This window comes from Paenibacillus puldeungensis (assembly GCF_042678945.1).
GTDB classification, from domain to species: domain Bacteria; phylum Bacillota; class Bacilli; order Paenibacillales; family Paenibacillaceae; genus Fontibacillus; species Fontibacillus puldeungensis.
In genome coordinates this window covers 1-13382 of record NZ_JBHTLM010000022.1, presented here as the reverse complement: position 1 = coordinate 13382, position 13382 = coordinate 1, and the positions used below count along the sequence as shown (strand labels likewise).

The following is a 13382-nucleotide window of genomic DNA, read 5'->3' as shown; positions in this document are numbered from 1 at the left end:
GAATTTACTGGGCTTTTTCCAACAGTTTCGGTTTGGCAAAGATCATCCGTCCCGCCGAAGTTTGCAGAACGCTTGTGACGAGTACCTCTGTAATGCTTCCGATAAAATCTCGCCCGCCTTCGACAACAATCATCGTCCCGTCGTCCAGATAAGCTACACCTTGACCGTGCTCCTTGCCATCCTTAATGACCTGAACCATAATTTCTTCACCCGGCAGCACGACCGGTTTGACCGCATTGGCCAGATCGTTGATGTTTAAGACCGACACGCCCTGCAGCTCACAAACCTTGTTTAAATTAAAATCGTTGGTGACAACCTTGCCTTGAAGCACTTTCGCCAGCTTAACCAGCTTGCTGTCTACCTCGGATATCTCTTCAAAGTCGCCTTCATAGATCATCACTTTTACATCGAGCTCTTTTTGAATTTTGTTCAAAATATCCAGGCCCCGTCGTCCCCGATTGCGCTTAAGCAAATCCGAGGAATCCGCAATGTGCTGGAGCTCCTCCAGTACAAACTCTGGAATTACAATCGTTCCCTCAATAAAACCGGTTTTGCAAATATCGGCAATCCGCCCGTCGATAATTACGCTCGTATCTAAAATTTTGTGCTCCTGCGTGCGCCGTTCTTCCTCCACAACCGTGTTGCCCCATTTGCCAGACTTCCAAAGTGAGGACAACTCCTCCTTCTTGGCGAGCCCGACATACAGCCCTATGTAACCAAAAAGCGCTGACACGGCAAACTGGAAGAAGCTCTCCAGAGATCCAAGCCAGGACAACAGGGGATACACCATTAAAGAAAGAAGAAGTCCTGCAGTCAATCCGGCCGCACCGGCCGCCATTTCGTTCATAGGAATACGCGTTAGCGCTGCGATCCAAGAACTCACTCTAGAAGCGATGAGATCAGCAGTCAGTGAGAACAAGATCAAAAACATCAAAGCGCCGATGGCAGCCAGCATCAAATTTGAAGCCACCGCATTCATGTCATGAAACCAAGACTGAATACTCTCCGGCAATAAGCTGAGCATACCGCCCGCCGTATAGCCAAACCATGCTCCGCTTAGGCCAGCAAGAATAAGCAAATATTTTTTCAGCATGTTTCTCTTCACCTCCTAAAGAATTGGTAACTCCTTTATCCAGTATGATCCAATTTTCAAAGCCGTAATCGGAGGCAAACAACTTTTTTACCAGGTAAATTTCTGGAAAAGCTTGGAGAGGCCCTGTTTTGAGGGATTTCAGGTTGATATGAGAGGAAAAAGTGGCATATAATGAATTCAATTCATAATATTGAGGTGGATGGAAAATGAGCGCACCAAGCCTTCAATCTTTTCAAGAACAAGTTTCCGATCTGTTGCTCCGTCACCGCAGTTTGCTCGATGTACTGTCCAAAATGGGACAAACCAACGCCGCTGCCGTCCGCTCCGTAACCAAATCGGTTACTGAATGCGGTTGTATTGAACTGCACGCCACCAAGCAAGACTTTGAACCAGGTATGGACCTGCAGAAAGCTAAAGAAAAGATTGCCAAGCATGTCCAGGGGGAATTGTGTGAAAACTGCCGAGATGCCATTATGAATGAGCTGGGACGTAACCTTTTCTATATGTCTGCCCTTTGCAATCTTCTCGAGATCAACATGGACGAGATCATCGAGCGGGAATCCCGAAAATGCTCCACGTTGGGATTGTTTAATTTATCTTAGTCAAATGTATGTTTATGAAGAATATCGCAGCAAAAAAAGGCATAGATGCTTTCCGCCAACCGGGGAGAGATCTATGCCTTTAATATATTTGTTGAATAAATCAGTTATCGTTTTGGCCGAAACATTTTCTCGACGTTTTCTTTATCCTGTCCTTTACGACGAAGCAGCCTTTCAATATTCTGCTTCAAACCATACGCTGCATAAAGTACGAGCGGAACAAAGATCAGCTTGGACGTTTGCGTCGGAAAAATGACGGCAATGACCACGGCAAAGATAACGACAATCGGCGTGTAGGCAATCGCTTTTTTCGGTAAGCCAACCTTCTTGAAATTAGGGTATCTGACCGTGCTGACCATCAAATAAGAAAGAAGTAGCATTGCGATGATGAAATAAGGCGCCGTGATTTCTTTATTGAATAGAGACAAGGTGGCTAAAACGCCGCCCGCTGCAGGGATTGGCAGCCCAATAAAAAATCCTGGAATCCCCTTCTGGACATTGAAGCGCGCTAATCTCAGCGCCCCGCATATGGGGAAAATAGCGGTTACAGTCCAGGCTAATCCATGTGGAATGCTGTGAAAAGAAATTATATACATAATCAGTGCCGGAGCGATACCAAATGAAATAAGATCCGATAATGAATCCAGTTCTTTGCCGAACTCGCTCTGTGCGTTTAAAGCCCGGGCGACCCTTCCATCCAAACCATCGAGCAGCATAGCGACAATTACCATAATGGCAGCTAGGCTGAATCGTCCTTCTAGCGCAAGCATGATGGCCAATATTCCGAGCGTCATGTTCCCCAGAGTGAACAAGTTCGGAATCGATTTTGTAATCATCTTTTCACCTCGAATAGATATTCCTTTACATCATCACTTGATGATAGGTGATTTAAATTTGTCTGTCAATGAATACCTGCTCTTGAAGGCGTTTAAGTCCTTCCTTTATAGCGCGGGCACGAACCTCGCCAATGCCGTCCACTTCGTCCAATTCTTCGATGCTCGCCATCATCACATTTGGAAGCTGGTGGAACCGTTCCACCAAATTATGAATAATGACATTCGGAAGCCGGGGGATTTTATTTAACACGCGATAGCCGCGTGGGGATATCAATTCTTCAGAGGTTGCCGCCGAAGACGGATACCCAAGTAGACGTGTGATATGATTGTCGTCAAGCAGCTCGTCGTCGCTAGAACGCTTCAAGCCTATAATGATTTCCCTGATCACTTCATCGTCATCGTCTTTAGCATAATCCTTATAAAGCAGCCACGCTTCCTCTTCCATATTACTGACAAGCTCTTCCATCTGCATGCTGATGAGGCGCCCTTCCGTCCCCAGCTCATTGATAAAACGCTTGATCTCCATCTTGATGCGTATAACCATCTCAACCCGCTGAATTACATTGATGACTTCCGGCAAGGAAACAAGCTCTTCAAATTCGGATGCGGTTAGATTGGTTAAGGCTTGGTTTAGAACGGACCGATATTTCTCCAAAGTTTGAATCGCTTGGTTCGCTTTGGTCAAAATAACGCCGATTTCCTTTAGCGCATAACGTAAACCGCCTTGGTATAAAGTGATGATATTCCGGCGCTGGGAAATCGATACAACGAGCTTCCCCGTCTGTTTAGCCACCCGCTCTGCGGTGCGGTGACGAATCCCCGTCTCCGAAGACGCGATAGAGGAATCAGGAATAAGCTGCGTGTTGGCATACAAAATCCGCTTAAGGTCTTCGCTGAGGATGATGGCTCCATCCATTTTAGCGAGCTCGTAAAGGTAGTTAGGCGAGAAATCGCAATTGATGGAAAATCCACCCTCCACGACCTCCATTACCTCCGGGCTGTAGCCCACTACAATCAGACCTCCGGTTTTGGCCCGCAGCACGTTTTCCAAACCGTCGCGAAAAGCCGTACCCGGTGCAACGAGCTTCAGCAAATCGTTCATTTTCTCTGCTTGGGTTGTTTCTTTCATCATTTAATGCCCCCTAATCTAACGCAACAGCTAGCGCATCTGCAACTGTATTAACACCAATCAGTTCAATTCCTTGAGGTCCTTTCCATCCCTTCATGCTTTTCTCCGGTAAAATCACCCGTTTAAAGCCAAGCTTGGCAGCCTCCTTGACCCGCTGCTCTGCGCGGGATACCGCTCTGACCTCACCGGTTAATCCCACCTCACCAAAGAAAACATCGAAGGGCTTTGTTGGGATGTCTCGAAAGCTGGAAGCGACACTGACGGCAATCGCTAGATCCACAGCCGGTTCGTCCAGCTTGACTCCTCCGGCCAAGTTGATATAGGCGTCCTGATTTTGTAGGAACATCCCCATTCTTTTCTCCAAAACCGCCAGAATCAGGTTCATCCGTTGGTAATCCACACCGGTCGCCATTCTCCGCGGAGAAGGAAACTGCGTCGAGGCGATCAGCGCCTGAAGCTCTACCAGCATGGGACGGGTGCCCTCCATGCTCGCGACAACCGTTGAGCCTGCCACGCCAAGCGGTCGTTCGGACAAGAACAGCTCTGACGGATTGACTACCTCGGTCAGGCCAGATTCATTCATTTCGAATATGCCGATCTCATTCGTCGAACCAAACCGGTTCTTAACGGCACGCAGCAGTCTGTAGGAATGGTGCCGTTCCCCTTCAAAATAAAGCACGCAATCGACCATATGCTCCAACATACGAGGACCAGCGATCGCCCCCTCCTTGGTAACATGGCCAACCAGCACGGTTGCGATCCCCTGGCCTTTAGCGATGCGCATAAAACGCCCCGTACATTCCCGTACTTGAGATACGCTTCCAGGCGCGCTGGTCACTTCAGGTAAATAAACGGTTTGTATCGAATCGATGACCAGGAAGTCCGGCTTGACACTGTCAATCGCTTCTTCAATGCCGTCCATGCTGCTTTCGCAAAGTACAAACAGCTCTTCAGAAAGCGCTCCCAGACGCTCTGCCCGCAGCTTGGTTTGCCGGACTGACTCCTCGCCTGATATATACAGTACTTTTAAACCCGCACGGGCCATTTCATGAGAGGTTTGAAGTAACAGCGTCGACTTACCGATCCCCGGGTCTCCCCCTACGAGCACTAACGACCCCGGAACAACGCCACCGCCGAGCACGCGGTTCAGTTCCCCGATTCCCGTTTGTATGCGGGGCTCCTTGCCACTTTCTATATTTATGATCGAAAGCGGTTTTTCTTTCGCATGAAATAATCCGGAAGACATTCCTTGGGTTTTCACGGTTTTCTCCACTTCTTCAACCATGGAGTTCCAAGCGCCGCAGCCAGGACATTTTCCGTACCATTTCGGCGATTCATAACCACATTCGGAGCAAAAAAACTTCGTTTTTACTTTAACCATTTATCTCTCCTTCTCATTCTGCAATATTTGACAATCCTCATAGGTCCCGTAGCATATAGTAGCACTCAAATTTTACCATTCTTTCGGATTTAACGTAAAGTTTTTCGGGAGGGAGGAACCTAAAGGGGTGCAGGATGAAAAAAAGCAGCCCCAAAGCAACGCTTCGGAAGCTGCCCTTACTATATTACATCGGTTTAAACGGATACGATTTGAAGTTTTCAAAATGTTTATTTTTTAGTGTCCATTAATTGATTTAGAAGATCGGCAATTCCTGTCGTCCGTGCAACCGTTGAGTTATTGATGAACAGGACATCGGTTATCCCTTGCTTCTTCACAAAATCAGTTAAGCTCTCTTTATAATAACGCGGATCGACAATATAGATCTTCTCGAAGTGCGGAAGTAAAAATGGAATCAGTGCATTGCCGTATGAATCTTTGACGACCATTATTTTGCCATTCTTATTGTCGGTACTGATTTCTCCCCACGGGAAGTCTCCCCCCAGAAATGCTGAATACAGGCCAATGCTCGGTTTTGCATAATCGGGACTGACAACTTTTGACTGCTCAAGCGTTTTGCCGTTCGATAAATGCCGAGTAAAGCTATAATTTACAAAGGGCTTATAATACGTAATGGTGTCCGGGTTCGCCTTGAGCTTGTAGTTCAGTGTCGCTTTATAGGCAGATCCTAAAAATTGTTCGATATTCCCCTTCTCGTACCGGCTTAATGGAGTGGCTTGCTGCCCCATGGCTTCCATCGTTTTCGTGTAAGCATAGTATGCCCCTAAAGCGGTCCAGTGATGATCCGTGCGAAAATACACATATTCCTTAATGTGCTGAGCCATAGCATTATAAGCATCGATCTGAACAATTCCCGGGTCCAGCAGCTCATTAATATGGGCAAAAGCTTTTTTCTGCGAGTCGGTCATGCTCTTATAATTGTCATTATCGATAAATTCGGCCGACGTAGGAGCAAGTAAAGAATATACCCGCACCTTGGAGCCAGCGGCTTGTTTAAATCGGTTAAGTGCCTTGGCATAAGCCTCTGCAGCCCCCGAAGAGTATTGGAACATAGTATACGAATGGCCATTTAAAATCAAATATTGAGCATCGGAGGAGGTATTGTTTTTGACCGTATTGTCTCCCCCTTTCCGGACGAGAGTCGCTTCATTTGACCCGGATAGCCCTTTTAAATTCATAAGGCGTGCCCCTGCTTTCACCAAGGTATTCCGGAATACGAAGTGATCGGCAAAATAGTTGTCAAATTCCCGAGTGAATTCGCCTTTGAAAAGGCGAGCCAGTGTAAATACAGGCTTTTGAGTAAGTACCCTTTGTTCAAGAGAAGATATTTTATCGGATTGGAAAAGAGCCAAGTTGAATATGCCGAAACCAAATATGAACGTCAGAAAAATTATGATATTAAGCTTTGAATTATGCTTCATCTTGTATTCTCCTCGCTAAAATCGATAGTAGAGAAATGGATTGTAGGAACTACCGACGAGCAAAATCGTCGCCGTCACCAAAATCGCAATGTTGATTAGTTGAGAGCCTACAGCGGTCAGGCTTGTTCCAAGCTTCGGGCTACGCTCCGTTATGTGCTGGATCATCCATCTAAGCAGTGGTGTCGAAAGTAGGATACCCGCTATGAACAACAATTCGTTTTCATGGAAATAAATCTGCACTTCGGTTGTGACAAATGGACGCGATGTAATGCCGAACATGATGGACAACGCCTTAATGGCTTGCCGGAAATCGGTAAAGTAGAACCATACCCAGCCGATCAGAATAATGAAAAGTGCATAGGCATGTGAAAAAAAGACAGGCAGCTTTTCCAGCCACTTGAGCAGGAACTGACGTTCGAGATAAATAAGTACCCCGAAATAGAGGCCCCAAATGATGAAATTCCAGCTTGCTCCGTGCCAGAAGCCCGTCAGGAACCATACGACAAACAGATTTCGCACATAGAATCTGCGATTGCCGCCTAATGGGATGTACACATAATCGCGGAAAAATCCTCCGAGCGACATGTTCCAGCGTCGCCAGAAATCACCTGCGGACTTCGAAATGTATGGATAGTTAAAATTTTCACGTAGGTCGATACCAAACATTTTCCCCAATCCGATCGCCATATCCGAATACCCAGAGAAATCAAAATATATTTGCAAAGCAAATAGGCAAATTCCAAACCACATACCAAGCACAGAGGCAGAACTTGAGCCTGGGCTGAGCAACTGCGCGGCAACCTCCCCGAGCAGATTTGCCAGCAGCACTTTTTTACCAAGTCCTAGCAGGAACCGGCTTATCCCTTGGCTGAATTTCGCTAGTGATACTTGCGGATGATCAAGCTGTTGTTCAATATCCGAATACCGGATAATTGGACCGGCCACCAAGTGAGGGAAAAATGAGACATAAAGCAATATCTTTCTCGGAGATCTCGCTGCTCGAATCGTCCCTTTAAATACATCTGTCAGGTAACAAATAATTTCGAATGTGAAAAATGAGATGCCAATCGGCAACCCCACCTGCGGAGAAGGTAGATGCAGCGGTAAAATTGCGTTCAAATTGCCGACGATGAAGCCGGCGTATTTGAAAAAGCCCAGCAGGCTAATGTTGACGACGATCGCTGTAATAAACAGTACTTTTGAGGGCCATGTCCCTCTCGTTCTCTCTATGCCGAGAGCAAATAGGTATCCGAGCATCGAAGCTAAAAAGAGTAAAATACCCCAAATTGGCTCTCCCCAGGCATAAAAGGCATATGAAAACAAAATCAATACCCAGTTGCGGTATGTACTATTGCTTGATACGAAATATGCGATAAGTAATATGGGCAGGAATAAATACAGGAAGAACAAACTTGAAAAAACCATTTTGCGAAGCTCCTCTCGGTCTCTTATCGGACGTCCGAGAAAAAGTATACCGAGAGGAAATTAACATTTCGGTACTGCAATTCTTAACAAATTCTTATCGTTTGCTTAGGATTAATATAGAAATATAGACAAAAAAAACGGACCTGCATAATTTGCAGGTCCGTTTCTTGAATTTATAAATGGAATTCCGTTAAGCGTTTTTCACGTAAGCTCCCGTCCGTTCTACGGTCAGGCTTCCGTTCTCTTCATCGATCGTAAGTGAATCGCCCTTCTTAACATGCCCTGTGAGCAGTTCTTCGGACAACCGGTCCTCGATATGCTTCTGGATCGCACGACGCAGCGGACGTGCACCATATGCCGGATCGAAGCCTTCTTTGGCGAGGAAAGCTTTCGCTTTATCTGTCAGGATAAAGTCGACTTCATATTCATTCAGACGTTTCCGAAGTTCCTCGGACATCAGAGTGACGATTTCGTTAATATGCGTTTGCTCCAGCGAGTGGAAAACGATGATTTCGTCGATCCGGTTCAGAAATTCAGGACGGAAGCCCTTCTTCAGCTCCTCCATCACTTTGCCTTTCATGTTTTCGTAATCCGCGCCAGCATCCTGTACCGCCGTAAAACCTAGACGTGTGTTGCGTTTGATCGCTTCTGCACCCACGTTGGAGGTCAAGATAATTAGCGTATTGCGGAAATCGACAACTCGGCCCTTGGAGTCAGTCAAACGTCCGTCTTCCAGTACTTGAAGAAGGATGTTGAACACTTCTGGATGGGCTTTTTCCACTTCGTCCAGAAGCACAACGGAATATGGTTTCCGGCGTACTTTCTCGGTCAGTTGTCCGCCTTCCTCATATCCTACGTATCCTGGAGGGGCACCGACAAGACGGGCTGTGGAATGCTTCTCCATGTACTCGGACATATCGATCCGGATCACGGCATTCTCATCGCCAAACATCGCTTCTGCCAGAGCTCGGGCAAGCTCTGTTTTACCAACGCCTGTTGGGCCCAGGAAAATGAAGGAGCCCATCGGGCGTTTCGGGTCTTTCAGACCAGCACGTGCACGACGTATGGCGCGGCTGACGGCTTTAACAGCTTCTTCCTGTCCAATCACCCGTTCATGTAAAATTTGCTCCATGTTAAGCAGACGTTCGGTTTCTTCTTCCTTCAGCTTGCTGACAGGAATACCCGTCCAGCTAGCCACGATCTGAGCGATATCCTCTGGCGTAACCTCGGAATCGGTACGACCTTGTTTTTCCTTCCACTGATTTTTCGTGATATCCAGCTCTTCACGAATTTTTTGTTCTGTATCACGAAGGGCGGCCGCTTTCTCAAATTCTTGGCTTTGGACAGCAGCATCCTTCTCTTTACGGATGTCATCCAGACGGCTTTCCAACTGCTTCAGATTCGGCGGTACTGTGTAAGTGCTCAGCCTTACCTTGGACCCCGCTTCATCGATCAGGTCGATCGCTTTGTCCGGCAGGAACCGGTCCTGAATGTAGCGATCGGACAATTTTACCGCTTGTTCAATCGCTTCATCTGTAATTTTTACGCGGTGATGCGCTTCATAACGGTCACGAAGGCCGTGCAGAATTTGAATAGCCTCTTCAACAGACGGCTGGTCGACTGAAATCGGTTGGAACCGGCGTTCAAGTGCGGCATCTTTTTCAATATATTTACGATATTCATCCAGCGTAGTAGCCCCGATGCATTGCAGCTCACCACGGGCCAGCGCCGGTTTCAAAATATTCGAAGCATCGATGGCACCTTCTGCGCCACCTGCACCGATCAAAGTATGCAACTCATCGATAAACAATATAATATTGCCGGCCTGGCGGATTTCGTCCATGATTTTTTTCAAACGATCTTCAAACTCACCACGATATTTGGTGCCGGCGACAACCGAACCCATGTCCAGCGTCATTACCCGTTTATCCCGAAGCGTTTCGGGAATCTCATTGTTGATGATCTTTTGGGCCAGACCTTCGGCAATCGCTGTCTTCCCGACCCCAGGCTCCCCGATCAATACCGGGTTGTTCTTCGTCCGGCGGCTCAGCACTTGAATAACGCGCTCAATTTCCTTCGATCTGCCGATAACGGGGTCAAGGTTGCCATCCTTGGCTGAAGCGGTCAAATCACGCGCCAAGCTGTCCAGTGTCGGGGTATTTACGTTGGCTGGGGCACCATGATGGCTGGATACCGCCTCACTACTGCCGAGTAACTGCAGCACTTGCTGACGCGCTTTATTCAGGCTTACACCCAAATTGTTGAGTACGCGAGCTGCAACGCCTTCCCCTTCGCGAATCAAACCGAGCAAAATGTGCTCCGTACCGACGTAAGTATGGCCAAGCTTGCGAGCCTCATCCATCGACAGCTCAATCACTTTCTTGGCACGTGGGGTATAGGCAATATTGGTTGGCTGCTCCTGACCGCGACCGATCAATGTCTCAACCTCATCTTGAATTTTCTCGAGGCTTAGTCCAAGGCCGATCAATGCTTTAGCCGCGATACCTTCCCCTTCACGAATCAAGCCAAGCAGCACATGCTCTGTTCCGATATTGTTATGCCCAAGCCTAACAGCTTCTTCTTGTGCAAGTGCCAACACTTTTTGGGCACGTTCTGTAAATCTTCCAAACATCATATTCTCCTACACCTCCATAATTGGTCTAATCAATATTCTCCCATTCTCTCCCGAATGAGTTTTGCACGATACATATCCCGTTCTCCCGGAGACATATTCTCGCCATATTTTTTCTGTAAAAAACCCGGCTGTGTCAGCACATTCAGCTCATTTAGTACATTGGGAGATAGATTTTCGATTAACCCTAGATCGACACCAAGACGAACATCAGATAATCGTTGTGCCGCTTCCTTCGAGTCAATAATTGCCGCATGCGATAAAATGCCGAAGGAGCGCATCACCCGGTCAGTCATACGGAGCCGAGATTCTGTAATTAGCTTTTCTCTCGCATTCTTCTCATGCTGAATGATTTGAAGAGCTACACCGTATAAATTTTCGATGATCTCAGCTTCGCTTTGTCCTAGTGTAATCTGATTTGAGATTTGAAACAAGTTGCCCATCGCTTCGCTGCCCTCGCCGTATATCCCGCGAACGGTCAGACCTACCTGAGAAACGGCTGACAAAATCCGGTTTATTTGTTGGGTTAACACAAGGGCCGGTAAATGCATCATGACAGAAGCTCTGAGCCCCGTGCCTACATTCGTCGGACAACTGGTTAAATATCCGCGGCGATCATCAAAGGCATAATCAACATGAGCCTCGAAAATATCATCCACTGAGGATGCTCTCTCCCATGCTTCCTGAACCTGAAAGCCGGGATACAAACATTGAATTCTTAAATGGTCTTCCTCGTTCACCATAATACTAAGACTTTCATCTTCACTAATAAACACCGCACCGTTTCTGGACTCACTTGCAAGGTTCGGACTGATTAAATGTTTCTCCACCAGCACCTTTTTATCAAGTTCATCCAAATCGGCGAGTAGGACCGGATACAGCTTGCCACAGGCTTGTATTTGTTCGTCGGTCAGTACATCTTCAAGCTTCTTTAGAACCTCTTCCGACTGTTGGTTCGTGGCCAGCATTGGAAAGGGCTGATGCATGAGGTTCCGGGCAATCCGTACCCGGGTACTGATCACGATATCTGATTGTATACCACCACGGCTCATCCACTCGCTTAACGGCTGCTCTGTAAATCGGAGATTTGGCATCGCTCATTCCTCCTACTCTGCGGAAATTTCCTTCTCAAGCTCACGAATTTGATCTCGTAGCGCTGCTGCCTCTTCGAATTCTTCTCGAAGGATTCGATACTGCAGCTCTCGACGAAGATCATCGAGCTTGCGCTTTACTTGAAGGCTCCCACCGGTCCGTTTAGGTACTTTCCCCACGTGAACGGTATTGCCGTGCACTCTTTTTAATAGCGGGTCAAGACGGTCATTAAAATATTTGTAACAAGAGCTGCAGCCAAACTTTCCAATCTTGCTAAATTGGGAGTAAGTCATGCCACATTCCTCACACCGTAAGGTCTCCGGGGGTTTAGTTCCAGAAACCTGCCCTTTGACGCTTGGGTTAAAATCAAGAAAACCCGACAGCAGGTTATGAATTGAAAAGCCGCCTGCCGTGCCAGGTATGATCTCTCCCTTTTCTCTGGCACAAGCTTCACAAATGTGAAACTCCGTCTTTTCCCCGTTCACGATTTTGGTAAAGTGCAGTGTAGCGGGACGTTTGCCGCATTCTTGGCATTGCATATGATGTCCCTCCTCAAATGGATAGACTAATGTTACCTAGCTCAACAAAGAGATCAGCATCGCTTTCATCATTCTGGCACGAATTTGATCACGATAAGGCAATTTGACCAACAGCACATCCCGGGAAACGGCTGAACGCATAAGCGCGGCTTCCCTACTGCTTAAAAAACCGGCTTCATGAAGCTGATAAATCAACCCTTCGGCAGCAGATTGCCCCATTTCATCACCGATTGTTTCATGCAAATGAGTGTGCAGCGTCGTGGGGCCAGGCAGCTCTATTCGCCTGATGCGAACATAACCGCCGCCACCGCGTTTACTCTCGACCAAATACCCTTTTTCGAGTGTAAAACGGGTACTGATCACGTAGTTGATTTGCGACGGTACACAGGAGAATTGATCCGCCAGATCATTACGCTGAATTTCTATCGTACCCTCAGGACTTTCATGCAGAATACTTTTGAGATATTTTTCAATGATATCGGAGATATTACGCATCACTCTTCCTCCATCGTCTTTACATAAAGCTCTTGTTGTTTCAAACTATAGATGCCGGGTTGTAGCTATTGTTGATTCAAGCCTTAGGTGCTGGTTGTTCAGACCCTTTGTTGACTTTGACTTTCTTTGACTTTATATTCATTATACCATAATTTGATGATTTGCCAAGGGGAATGCACTCAAATTCAGTGTGAGCGTGAGGAGGGGAAAATATTCGTATTTCACTCGTATGAAAAAGAACCGCAAAAAGGCCACTTTGAACTAGCAGCCTTCATACGGTCTTAGATCCAATGGCAAATGGGATATGCACCAATGACCTGTAGTAGATGTAAAAAGTACATCTATTTTGACTAATATCTCGAATTTACCCATTTTAGTTGCAAAAAGTACACTTAAAATGAGGCCGTAGCCTATCTTTCGCCGTTCTTAGCTCATTTAACTGCACTTTTTGCATTTACTTGGTCTCACTCTGCAAAAATCGAAAAAATAACTGCTCGAAATACAGTTAATCTCTAGCTCTAACGTGGCACCACCCAATACTTACACCGTTTAGCCGAAAAAAGAGCACCACCGTGTGATCGGCAGTGCTCTTTATTGCTTGGCGGCGTCCTACTCTCCCAGGACCCTTCGGTCCAAGTACCATCGGCGCTGGAGGGCTTAACGGTCGTGTTCGGGATGGGTACGCGTGGAACCCCTCCGCCATCGCCACCAAACGTTTTCTC

11 protein-coding genes and 1 rRNA gene are annotated in these 13382 nt (G+C 46.9%); 1 reads left to right on the top strand and 11 read right to left on the bottom strand.

The annotated features are described in order from the left end of the window. Positions 1 to 4: 4 nt before the first annotated feature. The gene (locus ACFQ3W_RS21695; protein ID WP_379321334.1) at positions 5 to 1093 is read right to left on the bottom strand and encodes a PIN/TRAM domain-containing protein; all 1089 of its coding nucleotides are present in this window, start codon (positions 1091 to 1093) and stop codon (positions 5 to 7) included. 206 nt (positions 1094 to 1299) lie between these two features. On the opposite strand from ACFQ3W_RS21695, the gene ACFQ3W_RS21690 reads away from it, so the two are divergent. Then, on the top strand, positions 1300 to 1695 hold the full coding sequence (locus ACFQ3W_RS21690; protein WP_379321333.1) for a DUF1573 domain-containing protein: 396 nt from the start codon (positions 1300 to 1302) through the stop codon (positions 1693 to 1695). Positions 1696 to 1799: 104 nt separating this feature from the next. Here ACFQ3W_RS21690 and pssA read toward each other — a convergent pair whose 3' ends face one another. From pssA to rrf, 10 genes are all read right to left on the bottom strand, one after another. Further along, a complete protein-coding gene (gene pssA / locus ACFQ3W_RS21685) occupies positions 1800 to 2528 on the bottom strand; it encodes a CDP-diacylglycerol--serine O-phosphatidyltransferase (RefSeq protein WP_379321332.1) in 729 nt (242 codons plus the stop codon). Positions 2529 to 2580: 52 nt separating this feature from the next. Next, entirely contained in the window at positions 2581 to 3657 is a 1077-nt protein-coding gene (gene disA / locus ACFQ3W_RS21680) for a DNA integrity scanning diadenylate cyclase DisA (RefSeq protein WP_379321392.1), read from the bottom strand. Positions 3658 to 3670: 13 nt separating this feature from the next. Next, positions 3671 to 5038, bottom strand: coding sequence for a DNA repair protein RadA (radA, locus tag ACFQ3W_RS21675; protein ID WP_379321331.1), 1368 nt, complete (start codon positions 5036 to 5038; stop codon positions 3671 to 3673). A gap of 227 nt (positions 5039 to 5265) precedes the next feature. Then, entirely contained in the window at positions 5266 to 6477 is a 1212-nt protein-coding gene (locus ACFQ3W_RS21670) for a DHHW family protein (protein ID WP_379321330.1), read from the bottom strand. 15 nt (positions 6478 to 6492) lie between these two features. Beyond that, the gene (locus ACFQ3W_RS21665) at positions 6493 to 7902 is read right to left on the bottom strand and encodes an MBOAT family O-acyltransferase (RefSeq protein WP_379321329.1); all 1410 of its coding nucleotides are present in this window, start codon (positions 7900 to 7902) and stop codon (positions 6493 to 6495) included. 190 nt (positions 7903 to 8092) lie between these two features. After that, positions 8093 to 10537, bottom strand: coding sequence for an ATP-dependent protease ATP-binding subunit ClpC (gene clpC / locus ACFQ3W_RS21660; protein WP_379321328.1), 2445 nt, complete (start codon positions 10535 to 10537; stop codon positions 8093 to 8095). Between the two features lie 29 nt (positions 10538 to 10566). Next, the gene (locus ACFQ3W_RS21655) at positions 10567 to 11628 is read right to left on the bottom strand and encodes a protein arginine kinase (RefSeq protein ID WP_379321327.1); all 1062 of its coding nucleotides are present in this window, start codon (positions 11626 to 11628) and stop codon (positions 10567 to 10569) included. Between the two features lie 12 nt (positions 11629 to 11640). Continuing rightward, positions 11641 to 12165 carry a UvrB/UvrC motif-containing protein gene (locus tag ACFQ3W_RS21650; protein WP_379321326.1) on the bottom strand — a complete coding sequence of 175 codons (525 nt, stop codon included), beginning with the start codon at positions 12163 to 12165 and terminating at the stop codon, positions 11641 to 11643. A gap of 36 nt (positions 12166 to 12201) precedes the next feature. After that, the gene (locus ACFQ3W_RS21645; RefSeq protein WP_379321325.1) at positions 12202 to 12660 is read right to left on the bottom strand and encodes a CtsR family transcriptional regulator; all 459 of its coding nucleotides are present in this window, start codon (positions 12658 to 12660) and stop codon (positions 12202 to 12204) included. 596 nt (positions 12661 to 13256) lie between these two features. Next, positions 13257 to 13373: ribosomal RNA gene (gene rrf / locus ACFQ3W_RS21640) — 5S ribosomal RNA — on the bottom strand. Positions 13374 to 13382 lie beyond the last annotated feature (9 nt).

Bases quoted from the DNA above. Each gene is read 5' to 3' on its own strand.
- ACFQ3W_RS21695 (WP_379321334.1), bottom strand. From the start codon at position 1,093: ATGCTGAAAAAATATTTGCTTATTCTTGCTGGCCTAAGCGGAGCATGG.
- ACFQ3W_RS21690 (WP_379321333.1), top strand. From the start codon at position 1,300: ATGAGCGCACCAAGCCTTCAATCTTTTCAAGAACAAGTTTCCGATCTG.
- pssA (WP_379321332.1), bottom strand. From the start codon at position 2,528: ATGATTACAAAATCGATTCCGAACTTGTTCACTCTGGGGAACATGACG.
- disA (WP_379321392.1), bottom strand. From the start codon at position 3,657: ATGAAAGAAACAACCCAAGCAGAGAAAATGAACGATTTGCTGAAGCTC.
- radA (WP_379321331.1), bottom strand. From the start codon at position 5,038: ATGGTTAAAGTAAAAACGAAGTTTTTTTGCTCCGAATGTGGTTATGAA.
- ACFQ3W_RS21670 (WP_379321330.1), bottom strand. From the start codon at position 6,477: ATGAAGCATAATTCAAAGCTTAATATCATAATTTTTCTGACGTTCATA.
- ACFQ3W_RS21665 (WP_379321329.1), bottom strand. From the start codon at position 7,902: ATGGTTTTTTCAAGTTTGTTCTTCCTGTATTTATTCCTGCCCATATTA.
- clpC (WP_379321328.1), bottom strand. From the start codon at position 10,537: ATGATGTTTGGAAGATTTACAGAACGTGCCCAAAAAGTGTTGGCACTT.
- ACFQ3W_RS21655 (WP_379321327.1), bottom strand. From the start codon at position 11,628: ATGCCAAATCTCCGATTTACAGAGCAGCCGTTAAGCGAGTGGATGAGC.
- ACFQ3W_RS21650 (WP_379321326.1), bottom strand. From the start codon at position 12,165: ATGCAATGCCAAGAATGCGGCAAACGTCCCGCTACACTGCACTTTACC.
- ACFQ3W_RS21645 (WP_379321325.1), bottom strand. From the start codon at position 12,660: ATGCGTAATATCTCCGATATCATTGAAAAATATCTCAAAAGTATTCTG.